This is a genomic window from Staphylococcus succinus (assembly GCF_029024945.1).
In the GTDB taxonomy this organism is placed as follows: Bacteria; Bacillota; Bacilli; order Staphylococcales; family Staphylococcaceae; genus Staphylococcus; species Staphylococcus succinus.
In genome coordinates, this window is sequence record NZ_CP118976.1 from 1,557,963 (window position 1) to 1,579,109 (window position 21,147).

Here is a 21,147-nt window from a genome sequence, read left to right on the forward strand (position 1 = left end):
ATATATGTCGTACCCATGTATGCATCAAGATATAGATTAACGAATAACTTCTTCGTCTTGGATTTCATATTCCCCTGCATCATCACCATAATATTTATTATATCTACGTTTATATAAAAGATATAAGTGTGATACTAATACTTTCAAAATTGCGTATGCTGGTATACCTAAGATAACACCAACAACACCGAGTAAATTACCGGCACTTAATAAAATAAAGATAATTGTAAGCGGATGAATCTTCAATGTTTTACCCATAATATTAGGTGAAATAAAGTGCCCTTCAATAAATTGAACAGCTGTCCATACGATAACTAATTTCAATAGCATAATTGGTGATGTAATCAATGCAATAATGATTGCCGGTGAAATCGCAATTGTAGGACCAATATAAGGAACGACACTTGTCACTGCAGCTATAGAAGCTAATATCAAGCTATAGTCTAAACCAATAATACTATAACCGATAAATAACAAAATACCAATACAGAATGATACTATGATTTGTCCTTGAATATAAGAACCAACTTGTTCACTCATTTTATCTAATAGATCATGAAAATCTTTTCTGAATCTTGGTGGCATGATCTTCGTAGAAAATTCTTTAAAACGATGACCATCTTTTAACATAAAGAATAAAACAAATGGCGTTGTTGCAATTACTACACCTACATTGACTAATGCCTCTGCTACATTCTTAACTTTTGAACCAAAACCATTAAAGTAATCTGATATCATAGATGGTAATTTATTTGCTAACGCATCTAATTGATCTTGTACTTGCCCATAATAATTAGAAATCAGTGAATATTTAGTAATACTATCTATAAATTGATTTACTTTATCTACATAGTGTGGAAAATTATTTCCAAAACTCTTAATCTGTGTACTAATCACTGGAATAAGTAAGTTAACAGCTAATGCTATCACAGCGATAATCAATAAAAAGAGAATAATAACTCCCCAAATTCTAGAAATATTATAACGTTCCATTAAGTTAACTAATGGATTGAATAAGTAATACAAAATAATTGAAACAATAACTGGCGCTGCAATCGTATTAAATACGATGATAAAAGGCTTGAAAACATACGAAACTTGGTCAAATATAAAAATTGCGATTCCGACAAGTATCAGTATTAACAAACCAAAGAGTAAATCCTTACCGCCGAAAAATTTCATGAAGCGGGTTTCAGGAAAACTCAATTTCATTCTATCTTTCCCACTCATTTTTTCTTGCTTAATATTTTCTTCATTCGACATTCAATTCACCATACCTTAAATTAATTCTTAAAAATTTGCATATTCACATTAGTACAACAATCTTCAAGCACAAGTATAGCAACAGCTCAAGCGTTAGGTTAATAATAACACATTACATATATATCAAACATAGATGTTGCTATTCAAAATATATGGATTCAATGATGCACTTGTAACTTAAGTATGTGCCAACTTTATTCTACTACCCTCATAGATGACTTTTAATTAGAATTTCATATTTTCTATTATTGTTTATCAACCGTGAAGTGATAAACGTGTAAAGTGAGGTAAATTACTTCAGCTTCATATATAGACACATTCAACTCTTGTTGCAACATTTTCATTATTTTTAATGCAATATTGAAACACTGCGGATACTGTTCTTTTAATAGTGCTTCAAATGGACTTGTTTTTTGCAATACTTCACCATTCCTTAGCCTTCTTATTAAAAATTGAATATGTCTAATAAAACGTTGATACTGGACGCTTTCTTTATCTACAGTAAATTTCAAATCATGTTCTACAATAAAAATACTCTTATTTATTAAGTGATTTATTATTTCTATTTCATGCATAGATAATGTTTCAATGTTTGAAGCTATATGTAATGCAATGAATCCAATTTCATCTTCTGGAAAATTGACGTCCAACACATCATTTAAACGTTCTATTACTTTTTCAGCTATAGCATAAGCTTCACTATATAATTGTTTTGTTTCTACAACGAATGGATTAGTTATAATTTGATTTTGTTTCAAACGTTTATATGCAAATATGATATGATCTGTCACTGAAACGACTAATGTTTGGTTGTCAATTTTCATCTCAGAACTCGTAATAATATTCACTGCATCAATCACAGCTTGTATCAATGTATCATCAGCATACTCGATAATTGTTTTATAATGTTCTTGCTGTAGTTTTTGATCGAGTATATACGCCTTTTCTATCGTTTGGTTTTCTTGTAGGAGCATCCCTGCCTTTTTATTAAAACCAATCCCCTTAGCTATAAGCACATATTCTTCTTTATCTTTAGTACAAATTATCACATTATTATTTAACACCTTTGTAATCAGGTAAGAACTCAAATTAATCATCCTTCTTATTATGTCAATAAGCATTATATATTGAAAAATCAAAAATTGAAAGTAGTATTGTTATCTACAGAATAATCTCATTACATAACAAAAGCTATGCAATTTCCAACTCAGGAAACGCATAGCTTTAAATTATTCATTATAACTTTTTATTTTTAACGCCCCAACTCTCAATACCAAATAAATTAATATTTAATTCCTCCGGTCTAAAGATTGGTTTTCTACCTGCTTTACGTTGACGTTGGTAATCATTCATAACTGCAAATGCGATGTTGGATAATCCAATGATTGCTACCAAGTTAACGATCGCCATTAATCCCATAAATAAATCAGCAGTACTCCAAACAACATCTGTTTTGGCAACTGCTCCAATAAATACTAAGACCACGACTAAACACCTAAATATAAATAAGATCATTCTATTTTTAGATAAGAATTCAATATTAGACTGGCCGTAATAATAGTTACCCACTACTGATGAAAAGGCAAATAGTGTAATAGCAACTGTTAAGAATATACCACCTGCATTACCTAAATGTTCATTAAGCGCTGATTGTGTAACTGCAACACCCTGTGGCGCTTTATCACCAAATTTTAAGCCTGAGTATAATAAAATCATAATGGCAGTAGATGTACATACAAGCATTGTATCGAAAAACACACCAAGTGATTGAATTAATCCTTGTTTTACTGGATGTGGTGCAGCAGCAGTTGCCGCAGCATTAGGCGCTGACCCCATACCCGCTTCATTTGAGAATAGACCACGTTTAACACCTTGCAATATTGTAGCTCCAACTGCACCACCTGTGATTTGTTCGAAACCAAATGCACTTTTGATAATTGTAGAAATCATAGGAATAATTTGATCATAATTCATAAATAATATGATAACGACCATAAAAATATATAAAATTGCCATGATAGGTACAATGATTGATGACATTGTTGCGATACTACGCACACCACCAAAAATAATAATTGCTGTAAATACCGCTAAAACGATACCTGTTATAACAGGGCTAACATTATATTGTGTTTTTAATGATTCGGCAATTGTATTAGACTGTACTGTATTAAAAACGAATGCAAAGGTGATTGTAATTAATATGGCAAATACGACACCTAACCACTTTTGATTTAATCCTTTAGTTATGTAATACGCTGGACCACCACGGTAGCCTCCATCTTCATCAGGTACTTTGTATACTTGAGCTAAAGTCGCTTCTATGAAGGCACTCGCAGCACCAATAAATGCGATGACCCACATCCAAAATACAGCTCCTGGACCACCTAGAACGATTGCAGTAGCAACACCTGCAATATTACCAGTACCTACACGTGACGCTGCACTAATTGCAAACGCTTGGAATGGCGCAATACCTTTTTTACCATTATCTAATGTTTCTGGTTTTTCTCCAACAGCACGAAACATCTCTGGAATCCATCTTAACTGCACAAATTTAGAACTAATTGTAAAGAAGATACCAGCAGTAATTAATAGCCCAATTAGATATTGTGACCAAATTAAATCATTCCCGACTTGAACAAATGCTTTGAACCAATCTGGAATTAAACTATCAAAATCTCTCAATTTAATCCCTCTCATCTCTTTGTTTAAAGTTTAATATTAAAAGCAAGAGACTTATAGTAGATTTCATACACATAAACAAATATCTCATGATATAAGAACACGAATGAAAATCAGAAAAGATACTCAAACATTCGTTTAAACAATGTTTCATGTGTCTTTTCCACTAATATAAACCTCTTGTTTTTATTTTTTTATTGTACCTAAATGATATTTTATCATTATACACTTATAATGACTAATGAAATTTGAAATTCAATTACTTAATAATCAATCTTTCCACTTCTCCAAAGTCATTTATATCTACAATGAAACTGCCATTTGTGTACTGTTCTGATAAATGAATATCCTTGATATTACCAGATTCTTCTTGTTTGTTTGAATAAATTGTGTACATCGTTTGTCCAGGTTGCACTACTTCAGCTGCAACAATGCGGTGTGGTGCTTTTTTAAGTTCTTTCAACAAAGTAATGCCACGCTGTGCACGTTTAGCAACCTGCAATATTTTAAAGTGAATTCGTTTTAAAGAACCACGTTGCGTTGCCATTAAAATAGTATTTCCTTCTACAATTAACTGTGTCATTATCACAAAATCCGCTTCTTTTAAATTGATAGATTTAACACCCGCGGCTCTTAGACCTGTATCTGATAGTTCATCACTACTGTATGTGAGTGACATACCTTTATGCGTGAGTACAGTAAGTAATTGTGGCGTTTCTATGCGCATGACATTAATGATTTCATCATCATTCTTTAGTTTCATTGCCACTAACGGTTTGTTGTAACGCGACGTTTTGAACATCGAAACATTACTTTTCTTAATCATGCCATCACGCGTAGCAAGTATATAAAAAGCTTCTGGTTTAAATTCGTTCTCACAAAAGACATCTATGACATGTTCCCCTTCGTCAATTGGCACTATTTGTGACACGTGTTGACCTAAATCTTTCCATTTTATTTCAGCTAATTTATGAACTGGTATGAATAAATAACGACCTTTATTTGTAAAGACAAGTGCTGTATCTAATGTGTTAACTTCTTGATGTTTCAAAAGTGCATCACCATCTTTAACACCAACTTCACCTACACCACTCGCATTAAAACTACGTAAAGAAGTACGTTTAATATAACCATGTTTTGTAATACTCATAATTACATTTTCACTAGGAATCATAACTTCTTTATCGATTTTAATTTCACTTATTTCAGCTTCAATATCAGATAAACGTTCTTGCTTAAATTGTTTTCTAATGTCTGTTAATTCTTCTTTAATTACATTTAATAATGCATCATGATTGTCTAAAATATTTCTTAACTGTTCAATTAAAGCTTTTAGTTCATCATGTTCTTCTTGAAGTTGAACAATATCCGTATTTGTTAAACGATATAGTTGTAATGTCACAATTGCTTCAGCTTGTGCCTCACTAAAATCAAATTCAGCAACTAAATTATCTTTAGCATCTTTTTTATTTTTAGAGTTTCTGATTAGTTTAATGACTTCATCTAAAATTGACAAAGCTTTCATTAATCCTTCTACAATATGCATTCTACTTTCAGCATGATCCAACTCATAGCGCGTACGTTTCGTCACAACATCAATCTGATGATTTAAATAACTATCGATAATTTGACGAATGCCCATTAATTTAGGACGGCCTTCGCTAATCGCGACCATATTGAAATTATACGCGACTTGTAAATCGGTATTTTTATATAAGAAATTAGCTACAGCTTCACTGTTTACATCTTTCTTCAATTCAATCGCTATACGTAATCCCGTACGGTCAGTTTCATCTCGTACTTCGACAATACCATCTACTTTTTTATCAGCACGTAGTTCGTCCATCTTTTTAACAAGAGAACTTTTGTTAACTTCGTATGGAACTTCAGTAACGATAAGCTCTTTTCTGCCATTTCTTAGTTCTTCTACTTCTACTTTAGAACGGACTATAATTTTACCTTTTCCGGTTTCATAGGCTTTCTTAATCCCATCAATGCCTTGTATGATACCACCTGTTGGAAAATCAGGACCTTTCATATATTTCATGAGCTGGCTCACTGTAATATCAGGGTTGTCAATATACTTCAGTGTAGCTTGAATCACTTCACCTAAATTATGAGGGGGGATATCGGTTGCATAACCAGAAGATATCCCTGTACTACCATTAATTAGCAAGTTAGGTATTCTTGCTGGTAATACCATAGGTTCCGTCGTCGTATCATCGTAGTTTGGCATAAATGGTACAGTTTCTTTATTGATGTCTCTTAATAATTCTTCAGAGATCTTACTTAATTTAGCTTCGGTATAACGCATGGCAGCTGCCGGATCATTATCAATACTACCATTGTTACCTTGCATTTCTATTAATACATGTCGTAACTTCCAATCTTGACTGAGTCGTACCATAGCATCATAAACTGACGAATCTCCATGTGGATGATACTGACCTATTACATCACCGACTGTTTTAGCACTTTTACGAAAATTCTTATCATACGTATTTCCGCTTGAATACATTGCATAAAGTATACGTCTTTGAACAGGTTTGAGCCCATCACGAACATCTGGCAATGCACGCTCTTGAATGATGTATTTACTATATCTACCAAATCGATCGCCAATAACGTCTTCTAGCGATAAATCTTGAATTATTTCACTCAATTTCTTTCCTCCTCATTAGGATTGTCCTGCTCCAAAATTTGAATTTCATTATTATCTAGAATGCTTTGATCTTCTTGTAATCCAAATTCAACATGATTTTCAATCCATTCACGTCGTGGCGCAACTTTATCTCCCATTAATGTAGTTACACGTTTGGATGAACGTAATTCATCTTCAATTTGTACTCTAATTAACGTCCTTGTATCAGGATTCATTGTTGTTTCCCATAACTGGTCTGCATTCATTTCGCCCAGACCTTTATAGCGTTGCAAACTAAAACCTTTGCCTAATTTTTTCTGTAATTTTTCTAACTCTTCATCTGTCCAAGCATATTCAATTTTTCTTGAAGCACCTTTACCTTTTTCTAATTTATATAAAGGTGGCAATGCAATAAACACCCTTCCAGCTTCTACTAAAGGTTTCATATACTTAAAGAAAAATGTCAGTAGCAGTACTTGTATATGGGCACCATCTGTATCAGCATCTGTCATGATGATAATCCTATTATAATTGCTGTCTTCAATTTTAAATTCGTTACCTACGCCGGCCCCAATAGTATGAATAATGGTATTGATTTCTTCATTTTTGAAAATATCATCTAATCGCGCTTTTTCGGTATTGATTACTTTCCCTCTTAGCGGTAATATGGCTTGATATTTACGATCTCTACCTAACTTAGCAGAACCACCTGCAGAGTCACCCTCTACAAGATACAATTCTTTTTTATCAGTATTTTTACTTTGCGCTGGTGTTAATTTACCAGATAGTAATGTATCTTTACGTTTATTTTTTTTACCAGAACGCGCATCTTCTCTTGCTTTACGAGCAGCTTCCCTAGCTTGTTGTGCTTTTACTGCTTTTTTTACAAGATTCTTTGATAATTGTCCTTTTTCTTCTAAATAATACGGTAATTTATCTGCTACAACAGAATCAACTGCACTTCTTGCTTCCGTTGTTCCTAATTTAGATTTCGTTTGCCCCTCAAATTGAAGTAATTCTTCTGGGATACGTATAGAAATGATAGCCGTCAGGCCTTCTCTAATATCATTACCATCTAAATTTTTATCTTTATCTTTTAATTCATTGATACGTCGCGCGTAATCATTAAAGACACGTGTCATTGCTGACTTAAAGCCAACTTCATGTGTGCCACCATCTTTAGTACGTACATTATTAACAAAGCTCAAAATACCTTCTGAATATTGATCATTATATTGGAAAGCTACTTCGACTTCTATATTATTTGCTTCTCCATCAAAGGTTGCTACTTCATGTAATACTTCTTTACCTTCATTGACATAATTCACAAATTCTTTAATACCTTCTTCATAATGGAACACATCTTCTCGTTCTTTTCCTGCTCTCAAATCTTTTAAAGTGATTCTTAGGCTTTTCAGTAAAAAAGCGGACTCCTGTAATCGTTCACTTAGCACATCATAGTTAAATGATGTGGCTGATTTAAATATTTCTGGATCTGGCTTGAAGGTTACTTTTGTACCGGTCTTTTTAGTCTTACCGTGCTTGACAAGTCCTGAAGCGGGTCTTCCACCATTTTTGAAGCTTTGTGTAAAAATCGTTCCATCTCTATGGATTTCGACTTCTAACCACTCACTTAAAGCATTTACTACCGAGGCACCTACACCATGTAAACCACCTGAAGTTTTATATCCACCTTGTCCAAATTTTCCACCTGCATGAAGTACTGTAAAAATAACTTCTACAGTAGGTTTACCTGAAGCATGAATACCTGTAGGCATACCACGTCCATCATCTTCTATAGTAATACTTTCATCTTTATTAATTGTCACTATGATTTCATTTCCAAAACCGTTCAATACTTCATCGACGGAATTATCGACAACTTCATATACTAAATGATGTAATCCACGTTTATCGGTAGAACCAATATACATCCCAGGTCGCTTTCTTACGGCCTCTAATCCCTCAAGAACCTGAATGGAATCATCCGAATAATTATTTTGTTTATTCATTGCCAATCGTTTCGCCCTCCTACAAACGTACGTTCGTTTTTAAAACTATACAATAGTTATTTTTATATAAATCGAATTAAAATGCAAGCACCAAATCAATTTTAAAGAAGAAATCATATCCTTTTTGAAAAATTTATTCGTATAAACATAGTCTGATGTGGTAAAATAATTTTAATGTCATTAAAGGATGTGTGATTATATATGATGATCGTAATCATGTTAATATTAAGTTACCTTATCGGTGCTTTTCCAAGTGGCTATGTAATAGGTAAATTATTTTTTAAAAAAGATATTAGACAATTTGGTAGTGGGAACACTGGTGCAACAAACAGTTTTAGAGTATTAGGAAAACCAGCTGGTTTTCTAGTAACTTTTTTAGATATATTCAAAGGTTTTATAGTTGTGTTTTTCCCGCTTTGGTTACCTGTCCATACAGATGGTGCTATAAGTACATTTTTCACAAATGGTCTTATCGTTGGTGCTTTTGCAATTCTTGGCCATGTATATCCAGTGTATCTTGGATTTAAAGGTGGTAAAGCAGTAGCAACAAGTGCTGGTGTCATACTTGGTGTCAATCCTGTCTTATTATTAATTTTAGCAGCAATTTTCTTTGTAATATTATATTTAACAAAGTATGTATCTCTATCAAGTATCATCGCATCACTGTGTTGCGTTATTGGTGCTTTATTAATTCGGGACTATATCTTATTTGTTGTTAGCATCGGTGTCGGAATATTATTAATCGTCAGACATCGTACTAATATCGTAAGAATATTTAAAGGTGAAGAACCTAAAATAAAATGGATGTAACTATTACAAAAGTCATTTAGTAAATAAAAAGTATCAAATAAAGAACTAAGCTAGAGGTGTTCAACCTCTGGCTTTTTATTTTTATCATTCCGAATACATCGGTTAGCTGGGTATTTCCGATTACCTTAAAACACCATTATTTCTATTATACTACTAATATAGGTCATTAGCATGAATTTTCCACATTTAAGTTATTAGTCGGTTTATTTTGAATATTTAACAAAAAAATATGATATACTGCTTTTAACGTTACTCAAATCGGGTAATTAATATAATACTAATTCATAAATTAGTGACTAACTGTCATAAGTGAAGCGCTTGTGAGCCGAAAGGGGCCTTTTATTATGGAAATAGAACTTTCAGATAATGCTGTGTCTTGGTTTAAAGAAGAACTTGATTTACCTGAAGATGACAAAGTCTTACAATTCTTCGTACGTTATGGTGGAGAATTTCAATTAAAACAAGGTTTCAGTCCTGCCTTTAGCGTTGATAAGAAGAATGATCTTGAAATCGGTTATGAAAATAATTATGAAGGATTAGATGTCGTAATCGCTGAACATGATTTATGGTATTTCAAAGATAACAACTTATTCATTGATGTAAACGATGGGCTTGACGAAATTTCCTATACTGCAAAATAATGGTATAACGAGTTATTTCAATCTGTGCTTTATATAAAAATATTTTGAAACTATAGACTTCCGTTTCAAAATATAAGTGTTATTACTAAATAGATAATATTATAGTTATTTTTTATTGTTACGTTGAATTTCAAACGTAACAATAATAAGGATATGCTCATACTAATATAAAAGAGGTGCGCTCAGTTAACTGAATGCACCTCTTTTATATTTATAGCATATATTAACTTAAAGTAACTTAAAGTCCATTCGTTACTTCTAAAGTTTCCCCCGCCTTATTTCTTCGCTCAACACTTTGATACACTTCATGCCATTCAGGAAAATATTTATCCAAGCGAATAGGTTTGAAAGTATCTTTTCTAATACAAGTTAACACTGTAGACCCAGTTGTCGCGAGTTCTCCGGATTCATTATAAATTTCATAACGATAAAGTGATCTTAGTCTAGAATATTTTTCAACCCATGTTTTTACTTTTACTTTTTCTGGATACGTTATAGATTGAATATATTTAATATCTAAATCCGTCACTGGAGAAATTACACCTGAATCTTCCATTTCCTTGTAACTAAATCCTAATTTACTTATATAATCTGTACGTGCAACTTCGAACCATGTAGGATAATTACCATGATAAATCACACCCATTTGGTCTGTTTCTTGATAGCGAGATTCAATTTCTGTCATACTATAAATCATCTTTAACGTCCTCTTTTCAATAATTCATACTAAATAGATATTAACATAAACAAGCTGTATTAGCATATTGCTAATACAGCTTGCTTTGACAACGAATAAAATTACTCAGCTAATTTATTTCTCAATACAAGTTGTAAAATACCACCATGGCGATAATAGTCTAATTCTACATTTGAATCAAAACGAGCGATTGCTTCAAATTCAATGACTTTGCCATTTTCTTTCTTAGCTTGTACTTTCACTAAATCATGAGGTTTAACTGCTTCATCAACTTCTACTGAAATAATTTCAGTACCATCGATACCTAAGCTGTCTGCAGATTCTCCATCTTTAAATTGTAATGGTAATACACCCATCATAACTAAGTTCGAACGGTGAATACGTTCATAGCTTTGCGCAATAACCGTTTTAACACCCAATAAATTCGTACCCTTAGCTGCCCAGTCACGAGAAGAACCCATGCCGTAATCGTTACCAGCCAATACAACTAAACCTGTTCCATCTTCTTTGTATTTCATAGCTGCATCAAAGATTGACATTTGTTCGCCTGTTGGCCAATAAGTTGTAAATCCACCTTCAGTTCCAGGAGCTAATTGGTTTTTAATACGAATATTTGCAAACGTACCGCGAACCATAACTTGATGGTTACCACGACGTGAACCATATGAGTTAAATTGGCGAATCGGAACATTATGTTCTTGTAAATATCTGCCTGCTGGTGTATCTTTACCAATCGCACCCGCTGGAGAGATATGGTCAGTCGTTACTGAATCTCCAAATTTGCCCATAACACGTAAGTTATTTAAAGGTTCAATTGTACCTGGCTCTTTAGATAATTCTTGGAAGAATGATGGATTCTGAATATATGTTGACTCTGGATCGAAGTCATATAATGGTTGATCAGTTACATCGATTTCGTTCCACATTTCATTATTATTATATACTGTTTCATATTCTTCTTTAAATAGTTCAGGCGTAACAACGCTATCAACAGTATCTGATACTTCTTTTATTGATGGCCAAATATCTCTTAAGTATACATCTTCGCCATCTTTACCTTTACCTAAAGGTTCATTTTGTAAGTCAATATCAACTGTACCTGCTAATGCATAAGCCACAACTAATTGAGGTGATGCTAAATAGTTAGCCTTCACTAAAGGATGTATACGTCCTTCAAAGTTACGGTTACCAGATAATACCGAAGTTACTAATAAATCTTCTTCAGCAATCGCTTTTTCAATTTCTTCTAATAATGGTCCAGAGTTACCGATACAAGTTGTACAACCATAACCAACAAGATTAAAGCCAAGATCATCTAGATACTCATTTAACCCAGAATCTCTTAAGTAACCTGTAACAACTTTTGAACCAGGTGCTAATGAAGTCTTAACATAGTCAGGAACTTTTAGTCCTTTTTCGATAGCTTTTTTAGCAACGAGACCCGCACCTAACATTACATATGGGTTAGATGTATTCGTACATGACGTGATTGCAGCAATTGCTAAATCACCTGTTTTCATTGTAGTTGTTTTACCATCTTTAAATTCGATTGTTGCAGTTTTATCAAATTCACTTTCATCAAATCCATGTCCTTGATTTCCTGCTGGTGCAGTAACTGATTTCTCAAATTCTTTTTTCATATCGCTTAAGAAAATTAAATCTTGTGGACGTTTTGGACCTGATAATGAAGCTTCAACTGTTGATAAGTCTAATTCAACTACATCTGTGTATTCTGGTTCATCGTTATCTACAGTGAAAAACATGCTATTTTCTTGTAAATATTTTTTAACAAGGTCAATTTGTTCATCTGGGCGACCTGTTAAACGCATATATTTCAATGCTTCTTCATCAACTGGGAAGAAACCACAAGTTGCACCATATTCTGGAGCCATGTTCGCAATTGTTGCGCGGTCAGCTAATGGCAAGTGTTGTACACCTGGACCAAAGAATTCAACGAATTTACCAACTACACCTTTTTTACGCAACTCTTGAGTGACACGTAAAGCTAGGTCAGTAGCAGTTGATCCTTGTGGCAATGCATTAGACAATCTCACGCCGATAACTTCTGGAATTGGGAAGTATGAAGGTTGACCAAGCATGCCTGCTTCAGCTTCGATGCCCCCAACACCCCAACCTAAGACACCAAGACCATTAATCATTGTTGTATGTGAGTCAGTACCTACTAAAGTGTCAGGGAATGCTACAGTTTCTCCATCAATTTCACGAGCATGTACTACGTTTGCTAAGTACTCTAAGTTAACTTGATGAACAATACCAGTTGCTGGTGGTACTGCACTATAGTTATTAAATGCTTTAGTAGCCCAATTTAAAAATTGATAACGCTCATAATTTCTTTCGAATTCTAATTTCATATTACGTTCTAAAGCTTCTGGATTAGCGTAACTATCAACTTGTACTGAGTGGTCAATAACTAAATCCACTGGCACTTCTGGATTGATTTTGTTTAAGTCTCCACCAACATCATTCATAGCTTTACGTAATGATGCTAAGTCCACTACAGCAGGAACTCCTGTAAAGTCTTGCAAGATGACACGTGAAGGTTTGAATGGTACTTCCCCTTCTGCCCCTTTAGTAAAATCAGATAATGCTTTGATATGATCATCTGTAATTACGAAACCATCTTCCTGTCTTAAAACTGATTCTAATAATACTCTAATTGAATATGGCAGTTGCGATACTTTAGTAAATCCTTGTTCTTCTAAAGTTTTTAAATCATAAAACGTATATGATTTCCCGTTAAGATCAAACGATTTTTTCGCTTGTTGCTTAATATTTGAAGCCATATAAATCCCCCCTGAAAGTTTTTGTTAAATTTATGCCGTTATCTAAATTGTATAATTATATGTGACTTAAAACAACTACATAAAGCCAGAAACCTTGATAATTAAGATTTGAATTTTCAATCGGTATGTATAAGTTATACTTATCGTTAAAGCAATGTGTAATAAGTTATTATTATCAATTGAGAATCATTATCAACATTTTCAGATTTTTCCAATTACTTTTATGTCATTTCATTCATCTATTTCATGATTGCGCACAATTCATGATTTTATTTCATATAAAAAAACGCGCCCATAATGGGCACGCTTTTAAAAATTGCTTTATATAATTTATTTTAAGGTTTCATTCTTTTCAGCTTCTCTAAGCGATGCGCGTCTTTCGATAATATCATCTTCATAATCTTCTTGTTGATGCTGTAAGTAATCTTGCAATCTATGTTTATTTGGTGTCAATGTTAATCCTAAGAATTTACGTTCTTTGTTCGCGTCTTTATAGAATGACACCATCATCATTATAACAACGAAGGAGAACGGCAATGCACTGATAATGGCAGCACTTTGTATTGCATTAAGCGCTTTAGCACCGTCACCTCCACCTGCAAATAGTAATACAAAAGCAATCAGTGATTGGGCAATACCCCATGTCACTTTTACAAAATTTGAAGGTTCTAATGATCCATAAGATGTTTGCATCCCTAATACGAATGTTGCAGAATCTGCTGACGTAATAAAGAATGATGCAATTAATACCAATGCAATAATAGATAAAACCATTCCCATTGGTATTTCATGGAAGACACCGAACAATTGCGTTTCTGCAGTCATATTAAAGAGTTCAGGGTTTTTCTTACCAGTTTCAATACCCAATACGCCAAACACACTGAACCATACGAAACTTACAATAGCTGGGACTAGCAGCACGCCAGCGATAAATTCGCGAATTGAACGTCCTTTTGAAACACGTGCAATAAAGATACCTACGAATGGGCTCCAACTTAACCACCAACCCCAATAATAAAGTGTCCAACTAGACATCCATTCTCGTTTTTGAGGGTTTTGGGCAGCTGTATCAAATGAATTCAGCAAGAATGAATTTAATAAACTACCTGTTGAACTTGTCATCATGTTTAAAATCAAAATCGTTGGTCCAATGATTAATACAGCAATCATTAATATTGCACCCAAAGTAATATTTAAATTACTTAAATATTGAATACCTTTACTTAAACCGGACCAAGCACTCATGATAAATAATATAGTTACAACTATAATAATTATCGCTTGTACCCAGACGTTGTTGGGAACGCCGAATAAATAGTTTAACCCACCATTGATTTGTAATGCACCCATACCAAGTGATACGGCAACACCAACTACTGTTGCAAAAACAGCTAGAACATCAATGATTGTCCCGATTGGGCCTTCTACTTTATTTCCTAAAATAGGACGTAATGTTCTTGAAATAAGTCCTGGTTCCCCTTTTCTAAATTGAGAATACGCAAGCGCCAATGCAACCACACCATAAATAGCCCATGCATGGAATCCCCAATGGAAGAAAGTAGAACGTAATGCTTCAGTATAAGCTGCAGTCGTTTTAGGATCTGCAGTTGGGGGTGCAGCAAAATCTGCCATAGGTTCCGCAGCACCGTAGAATACTAATCCAATCCCCATACCAGCACTAAATAACATTGCAAACCATGAAACTGTATTAAATTCAGGTTTATCATTTGGTTTCCCTAGTTTTAATTTTCCAATAGGGCTAAAGATTAGGAAAATACAGAAGAAAACAATAAACGTAGTAAGAATCAAATAATACCAACCTAGTTTGTCCGTAATCCATAGCTTAATTCCATTTGTAATTGTATCAAATTGCTCTGGTAAAACAGCACCAATTAAAACTACAATCGCTACGATAATCGCGCTATAAATAAAAACTGGAGATATCTTCTTACCATCCGAATGTTTGTTAGAAGAATTCACACTCATTACTCCCTTTCTCATCTTATTATATTTTTAAAATCTTAAGTAGAAAATTATAAATTTTATATATAACTACTTTTGTTTCACCATATATAACAATAACAAACCCTTTTGTTAATATCAAATTTAGATAAAAAAAGTATACTCTAAACATAAAAATTATTGTATAATAAAATTTATATTTTTAAAAAAAGTGAGGTTAAGTATTATGTTAAAGGAATTTAAAGAATTTGCATTAAAAGGCAATGTATTAGACTTAGCAGTAGCCGTTGTTATGGGAGCTGCTTTCAACAAAATTGTAACAGCTTTAGTTACATTCATCATTATGCCATTAATAGGATTAATTTTTGGTACAGTTGATTTTGCAAAAAGTTGGTCATTCATGGGCATTAAATATGGTATGTTCGTTCAATCAATCATTGATTTCATCATTATTGCGTTTGCACTATTCATCTTTGTAAAAATTGCCAACACATTAATGAAAAAAGAAGAAGAAGAAGAAATTGAAGAAAACACTGTATTACTTACAGAAATCCGTGATTTATTACGTGAAAAAAATTAATTTTATTTCCCTAAAGGCCAGCATTTAATGCTTGTCTTTTTTTATTTAAAAATAAATCAACATTTTAATTACTTTTTATGCTATTTATAAAGACCAAGCAAACACTTAAACTGTGTTTGCTTGGTCTTTATTTAATAAATATAAATTTTGAATAATGATAGTAGTCTTTTAGATTTTTGGGACCTATTACAGTAATTCCGATAGAAAATGTATGCCAAACTTGCTTACACTCCAAAGGTTTTAGCTTGCCACTAAGCATATATCTACTCTAATGAATTACTGTTTTTTGAATTGTGTAGTACTTTGATATTGTTCGGTTTCAACTTCTAGAATTAGCGGTATCCGTTGTTTAAGTTCACTCACATGAGAAATGATGCCTACCATTCTACCTGAAGATTTCAAACTTAACAATGTATCTAAGGCAGTTTCTAGTGTTTCCTGATCTAAAGTGCCAAATCCTTCATCTACAAACATAGAGTCTAAAGCGATACCCCCCGCTTCTTGCTGCACAATCTCACTAAGACCTAACGCTAATGCCAATGAAGCTTGGAACGTTTCCCCACCGGATAACGATGTAATATGTCTAGCCTGATTAGAATGAGAATCAAATACGTCAATTTCAAGGCCACTATAACCTTGTGAAATTTGCTCTCTTCTTGTTAATTGGTAGCGTTCACCTGTCATTAATGCTAAACGTTGATTAGCCTGAGCTAATATTCTTTCTAAATAATAAATTAAAACATAATTCTCTAATGTCAGTTTTCGCTCATTTTTACCTGAAAGTATCTCTGCAAGCTGAAAAACTTCTTGTTGTTCTTTTAATTCGAATTCTAATTGTTCGATTGTTGTTTTAATTTCATTAATTTTTTTCTGATTAAATTCAATTTTAAACTCATGTTGGCTTAATTCAGTTGTAATTGTTTCTAAACATTGTTGTTGTCGCTCGTAATCTTCTTTTAATTTTTCACTATCTTTAAGTTCACGATCATTTGTTTCTGCTGTTAGTTGTGCTATCAATAATTCAAATGATTGCTTCTCTTTATTATACGTTTCAATATCATCTTCTAATTTATTTTTTTCGTTTATCTTAGCTATGGTTTCTTTTACTTGATCCAAATGCGCAAAACCTATTCTTCCCATTTCTGTGTCAATCTTGACTTCCATATTTTCTAATTCTTCCTCAATTTCTGTACAACTTGCTTCTAAGTATTTTTTACTATTTTCTTCAATAGATAGCTCATTTTGAGCTTGTTGTATGCCTTGTCCTAACTTTTCTAACTCATCATCAAACTGTTGTATCTTTACTACATCAAGCTCGTACGCTTTTATAAATGCATCCACATTTTTATGTTTTGTTGTATTTTCAAAATCGTTGATCATTACTTCATGCGCTTTCAAATTCTGGAGGATAGTTTTACTTTCTAATTCTAGCGCATGTAATTTTTGTTCATTCTGTTGGAGCCGTTCCTTTAATTGGCTAATTTCTTCATTTTCAGTAGTTGCTTTTTTCTTTTGTTGTTTTTTTGTCTCTATAAGTACTTCATATGCTTCATAATTTGTATCAGTTAAATCATCCTGTGAAAATTCTGCTAATTGTTCGTTTACATATTTCAACTCACTTTCACATTTAATTTTATTGCCTGAAGCTTCATTAATGCATCTTTCTATTTCCGATAAATTTTGTGATCTTTCAGTGAGTTCATCAAAATCTAAATGCTGTTCAATTTTATGTATCTCATTGCCACAAACTGGACAAGTATCACCTGATTGTAATGCAGATTGTATTTTTGTAATAATATCTTTTTTATTATTCAAATCTATATTTGTTTTATCAATACTTCGATATTCATTTTCTAAATTTTTCAGATGTTGCTCGACAGCTTTTAAATCTTCTACTTTTTGTTTTTTTCTATTTTGTAATGATTGATACTCTATTTGTTTTAATTCATTACGTTTTAAATCTTTCACTTTATTCTTCAATTCAAAAATCTCACTGTTTAATATTTCTATTATTTCATAATCTGGATTTCTATAATTCAGTTGTGCATTCATCGTATCAAATTGCTGTTGTTGTAAGGCAAAATTTTCATTTAGCTCATTGTACGAAATTTTTAAAGCATCATATTCTTGATATGCTTTTTTATATTTATTAGCTTTATCGTAAAATAGCTTACAGCGTTCTATAAATTCTCTTGTTTTTTCTAATGTTTGAGATGACTTTTTATGCATCATTAGCATATCTTCATCTTTTTGTATTTTCGATACTAACCCCCTTATCAATTGATCCTTATTACTTATATCTTGAGTGATTTTAGTTTTTTTATTTTTTAACGTTTCTTGAGTATCTAATAAATTGGCTAAAGGTCTTACCTCATAAATCTCATTTAGTAATTTTACTTTACTTTGTATATCATTTTCTTTTAACACTAAAGCATCATATTTTGCTTGCTGCTCTTTTAATTTAGACAACGCATGTTCTAAATTTATATTATCATCTAATATTTTCTCAGATTTTTTGACCTCTTCTTGTTGTTGGTGCTTTCTTTGTTTGAGTTGTTCCTGTATATCTTTGGCTTTTTCAATAAATTTAGGCAATACCTCAACAACACGATTCGTTTGTCTAGCATTGATTAATTTAAACTCAGTTAATACTTCATCATTAAATGCATCGATATCTTGCCAATTATTTTCTAAGATACTAAATCTTTTTTCTATTTTTTCTCTCACTTCTTTAACATCATCCATTAAATTTCGTTGAATATCTTCGAAACGTTGACTATTAAATAACGTTCTTAAAATTTCTTGTTTCTCAGAACTTTTTGATAATAAAAACCGTTTGAACTCACCCTGCGGTAGTATAAATAATTGTCTAAATTGTTCTGCATTGACACCTAATTGACTTTTAATAAATTGATTCCCCGTATTTATTTTACTCTCTTTTAAATCATAGTCATCATTATCAAATTGATATACCGTTAATTGACCCAATGTTTTATTTTTATTACCTTCTTTAATGAACGCGCCTTGACGGACAATTTTATAAACATCATCTCTTAACTTAAATTCAAATTCTACAACCATAGGGGATTTACTATCAGCAAAATGACTTCTCAAATCACTTTCTTTGCGATCTTTAGTAGAAGCTTCGCCAAATAAGGCATAGACAATTGCATCAAAAATCATCGTTTTACCTGAACCTGTTTTTCCACTAATCAAAAATAATTGGTCATCCTTTACATGATCAAAATCAATAGTTTCATTTAAAAAAGGTCCAAAATTATTTAATTTTAAAGTTAATGGTCGCATTTATTGCATACCTCCTTCTAACAAATCATTTAACACGCGATCTACCTTTTGACTTTGTGTAGAAGTTAAAGATTCATCTGTAATACTTTGATAAAAGTTCTTAATAATCGTTTCATCGTCTAATTTTTGTATCTCATAATTGCTACGATGAATAGGTGTATTAAAATCAAACGTCTGATTTGTTAAAGCGAGTGTATTAGGATAAATTTGCTTTAAATGTACCATTGGATCGCTCACATGTGACATATGCTTTAGTTTGAAATGTAAATAGTTTTCTTTATTTTTAATATCTAATTTTTCTTGAATCGCCTCTTCATAATCGCCTTCAATAACTTCTAACTGTCTAAGTGGTTGTATAGGTATAAATTTATCTTTAATCTTGTTATCTTTAATTTCCATTATCCTATAACCTTTAGGTTGATTACTTTCTGAGAAAGAATATTGCAATAATGAACCACTGTAATTTATGAAATCTGAATCTATACTAAATGGATGATGTAAATGTCCAAGCATTACCCTATCAAATTGTTGAAATGAACTTGCCTCTACAGATTCCACCGTACCAATTGTCAACGCTCGTTCTGAATCAGATCTAAGCCCGCCTTGAACCGTTAAGTGCCCAACCAATACATTAACTTTGTCTTTATCAATCGCTTTACTTATATGTGATAAAGCTTTATTTATACATTGTTGATGTGTTTCTAAAGAATCATCATCAAAGAAATGCTGCATTTCATTGATTGTTGCAAAGGGCAATGTATAAAAATCTATTTCTCCAAATGATATTGGCTTATCAATATCTACAAGTTTTGTACGAATGTGCATCCCAGATTTTTCAAACCATTTAGAACCATAGTTTAATCGTTCTTTACTATCGTGATTACCACTAATCATAATGAGTGGTATGCCCATTTCTAAATTCAAAGTATTTATTGTACTTTCTAACAATTGTATTGCACTTTTACTTGGATAACTTGTATCATATAAATCTCCTGCAACTACAATTACATCAGGTTGTTCATTTTTCATTTCTTCTATAAAGCACTTTAAAATATATATTTGGTCATCTAGTAATGTTTTGCCATTCAATATTTTTCCTAAATGCCAATCTGCTGTATGTATTACTTTCATATTTGCACCTCTCATAGAACGTTAGTTCATATATATACTATTATATTCCCTTAATCATTTCTATTATAATAAAAATGCCGCTTATCACCTAGGATAAACGGCTCAAAACTATTGTATTAAACTACGCTTTACTTTTTTATATTTATATAACATCGCCAAACGCCAAGGAATAATCATACAAAAAGCAAGCAAGAAAAACATTCCCGCAATTTCTCCTGGGTCTATTTTATTACTAATAAATATTTTAATTATTGTACGAATTAAAAGTAATGAGATAAGTATTATAGGAAAAGCTTTAGATCGTTTCATATATACTTCATTACCTTTAGTTTCAAATCTAGATGTCCATATTAAAATTGTCGAAAATAATACTCCTAAAATAATACATTCTAAAATTTCAAATCCCGTTAATCTAAAATATGGAACGACATACATTAAAGCTCCAGTTGCCATAAAAAACGGTGGCAAAATAATTTTCTTTTCATTAACAGGAAATTGTTGTGCTTTCATGCGCACGATAATAACAGCAATTCCCATTAAAAAAGCGAAAACTATAGAAAAGATCAAATATAACATGCTGACACCTTCTTTAAGTTTCTACAAGATGATATTTAT

The 21,147-nt window shown here is 32.3% G+C and carries 14 protein-coding genes; 3 read left to right on the forward strand and 11 right to left on the reverse strand.

All coding sequences use genetic code 11. The annotated features are described in order from the left end of the window. Positions 1-36: 36 nt before the first annotated feature. From PYW31_RS07650 to parE, 5 genes are all read right to left on the reverse strand, one after another. Positions 37-1,263: an AI-2E family transporter gene (locus PYW31_RS07650; protein WP_046836350.1), complete on the reverse strand. Its 1,227-nt coding sequence runs from the start codon at positions 1,261-1,263 to the stop codon at positions 37-39. Positions 1,264-1,508: 245 nt separating this feature from the next. Next, positions 1,509-2,351 (reverse strand): glucose PTS transporter transcription antiterminator GlcT, encoded by an 843-nt coding sequence (glcT, locus tag PYW31_RS07655; RefSeq protein WP_046836349.1) that lies wholly within the window; start codon positions 2,349-2,351, stop codon positions 1,509-1,511. A 148-nt stretch (positions 2,352-2,499) separates the two neighbouring features. Continuing rightward, positions 2,500-3,951, reverse strand: coding sequence for a glutamine transporter AlsT (alsT, locus tag PYW31_RS07660; protein WP_046836348.1), 1,452 nt, complete (start codon positions 3,949-3,951; stop codon positions 2,500-2,502). Between the two features lie 256 nt (positions 3,952-4,207). Next, positions 4,208-6,610 (reverse strand): DNA topoisomerase IV subunit A, encoded by a 2,403-nt coding sequence (gene parC / locus PYW31_RS07665; RefSeq protein ID WP_046836347.1) that lies wholly within the window; start codon positions 6,608-6,610, stop codon positions 4,208-4,210. Then, on the reverse strand, positions 6,607-8,601 hold the full coding sequence (gene parE / locus PYW31_RS07670) for a DNA topoisomerase IV subunit B (protein WP_161939122.1): 1,995 nt from the start codon (positions 8,599-8,601) through the stop codon (positions 6,607-6,609). The genes parC and parE overlap by 4 nt, the downstream gene beginning before the upstream one ends. 201 nt (positions 8,602-8,802) lie before the next feature. On the opposite strand from parE, the gene plsY reads away from it, so the two are divergent. Both plsY and PYW31_RS07680 read left to right on the forward strand, forming a co-directional pair. Further along, positions 8,803-9,411, forward strand: coding sequence for a glycerol-3-phosphate 1-O-acyltransferase PlsY (gene plsY, locus PYW31_RS07675; RefSeq protein ID WP_046836345.1), 609 nt, complete (start codon positions 8,803-8,805; stop codon positions 9,409-9,411). 344 nt (positions 9,412-9,755) lie between these two features. After that, the gene (locus tag PYW31_RS07680) at positions 9,756-10,052 is read left to right on the forward strand and encodes a HesB/YadR/YfhF family protein (protein ID WP_046836344.1); all 297 of its coding nucleotides are present in this window, start codon (positions 9,756-9,758) and stop codon (positions 10,050-10,052) included. A 238-nt stretch (positions 10,053-10,290) separates the two neighbouring features. On the opposite strand, the gene menI is transcribed toward PYW31_RS07680, so the two are convergent. The 3 genes from menI to PYW31_RS07695 all read right to left on the reverse strand — a co-directional run bounded on the left by menI (position 10,291) and on the right by PYW31_RS07695 (position 15,539). Then, positions 10,291-10,749 carry a 1,4-dihydroxy-2-naphthoyl-CoA hydrolase MenI gene (menI, locus tag PYW31_RS07685; protein ID WP_046836343.1) on the reverse strand — a complete coding sequence of 153 codons (459 nt, stop codon included), beginning with the start codon at positions 10,747-10,749 and terminating at the stop codon, positions 10,291-10,293. A 101-nt stretch (positions 10,750-10,850) separates the two neighbouring features. After that, positions 10,851-13,553 (reverse strand): aconitate hydratase AcnA, encoded by a 2,703-nt coding sequence (acnA, locus tag PYW31_RS07690; protein WP_046836342.1) that lies wholly within the window; start codon positions 13,551-13,553, stop codon positions 10,851-10,853. A gap of 330 nt (positions 13,554-13,883) precedes the next feature. Continuing rightward, entirely contained in the window at positions 13,884-15,539 is a 1,656-nt protein-coding gene (locus tag PYW31_RS07695; protein ID WP_046836341.1) for a glycine betaine uptake BCCT transporter, read from the reverse strand. A 202-nt stretch (positions 15,540-15,741) separates the two neighbouring features. Between PYW31_RS07695 and mscL the strand changes: the two genes are divergently transcribed. Next, complete coding sequence (mscL, locus tag PYW31_RS07700; protein WP_046836340.1) at positions 15,742-16,095, forward strand: large conductance mechanosensitive channel protein MscL; 354 nt, start codon at positions 15,742-15,744, stop codon at positions 16,093-16,095. Positions 16,096-16,371: 276 nt separating this feature from the next. On the opposite strand, the gene sbcC is transcribed toward mscL, so the two are convergent. From sbcC to PYW31_RS07715, 3 genes are all read right to left on the reverse strand, one after another. After that, entirely contained in the window at positions 16,372-19,401 is a 3,030-nt protein-coding gene (sbcC, locus tag PYW31_RS07705) for an exonuclease subunit SbcC (RefSeq protein ID WP_046836339.1), read from the reverse strand. Then, positions 19,402-20,532 carry an exonuclease subunit SbcD gene (gene sbcD / locus PYW31_RS07710; protein ID WP_046836338.1) on the reverse strand — a complete coding sequence of 377 codons (1,131 nt, stop codon included), beginning with the start codon at positions 20,530-20,532 and terminating at the stop codon, positions 19,402-19,404. It abuts the gene before it with no gap. A 108-nt stretch (positions 20,533-20,640) separates the two neighbouring features. After that, positions 20,641-21,108 (reverse strand): CcdC family protein, encoded by a 468-nt coding sequence (locus tag PYW31_RS07715; protein WP_046836337.1) that lies wholly within the window; start codon positions 21,106-21,108, stop codon positions 20,641-20,643. Between the last annotated feature and the right edge of the window lie 39 nt (positions 21,109-21,147).

What these genes read in the sequence shown, in the direction of transcription:
- sbcC (WP_046836339.1), bottom strand. Translation starts at nt 19,401, where the DNA reads ATGCGACCATTAACTTTAAAATTAAATAATTTTGGACCTTTTTTAAAT.
- menI (WP_046836343.1), bottom strand. Translation starts at nt 10,749, where the DNA reads ATGATTTATAGTATGACAGAAATTGAATCTCGCTATCAAGAAACAGAC.
- PYW31_RS07650 (WP_046836350.1), bottom strand. Translation starts at nt 1,263, where the DNA reads ATGTCGAATGAAGAAAATATTAAGCAAGAAAAAATGAGTGGGAAAGAT.
- parE (WP_161939122.1), bottom strand. Translation starts at nt 8,601, where the DNA reads ATGAATAAACAAAATAATTATTCGGATGATTCCATTCAGGTTCTTGAG.
- acnA (WP_046836342.1), bottom strand. Translation starts at nt 13,553, where the DNA reads ATGGCTTCAAATATTAAGCAACAAGCGAAAAAATCGTTTGATCTTAAC.
- mscL (WP_046836340.1), top strand. Translation starts at nt 15,742, where the DNA reads ATGTTAAAGGAATTTAAAGAATTTGCATTAAAAGGCAATGTATTAGAC.
- PYW31_RS07680 (WP_046836344.1), top strand. Translation starts at nt 9,756, where the DNA reads ATGGAAATAGAACTTTCAGATAATGCTGTGTCTTGGTTTAAAGAAGAA.
- PYW31_RS07695 (WP_046836341.1), bottom strand. Translation starts at nt 15,539, where the DNA reads ATGAGTGTGAATTCTTCTAACAAACATTCGGATGGTAAGAAGATATCT.
- sbcD (WP_046836338.1), bottom strand. Translation starts at nt 20,532, where the DNA reads ATGAAAGTAATACATACAGCAGATTGGCATTTAGGAAAAATATTGAAT.
- plsY (WP_046836345.1), top strand. Translation starts at nt 8,803, where the DNA reads ATGATGATCGTAATCATGTTAATATTAAGTTACCTTATCGGTGCTTTT.
- PYW31_RS07715 (WP_046836337.1), bottom strand. Translation starts at nt 21,108, where the DNA reads ATGTTATATTTGATCTTTTCTATAGTTTTCGCTTTTTTAATGGGAATT.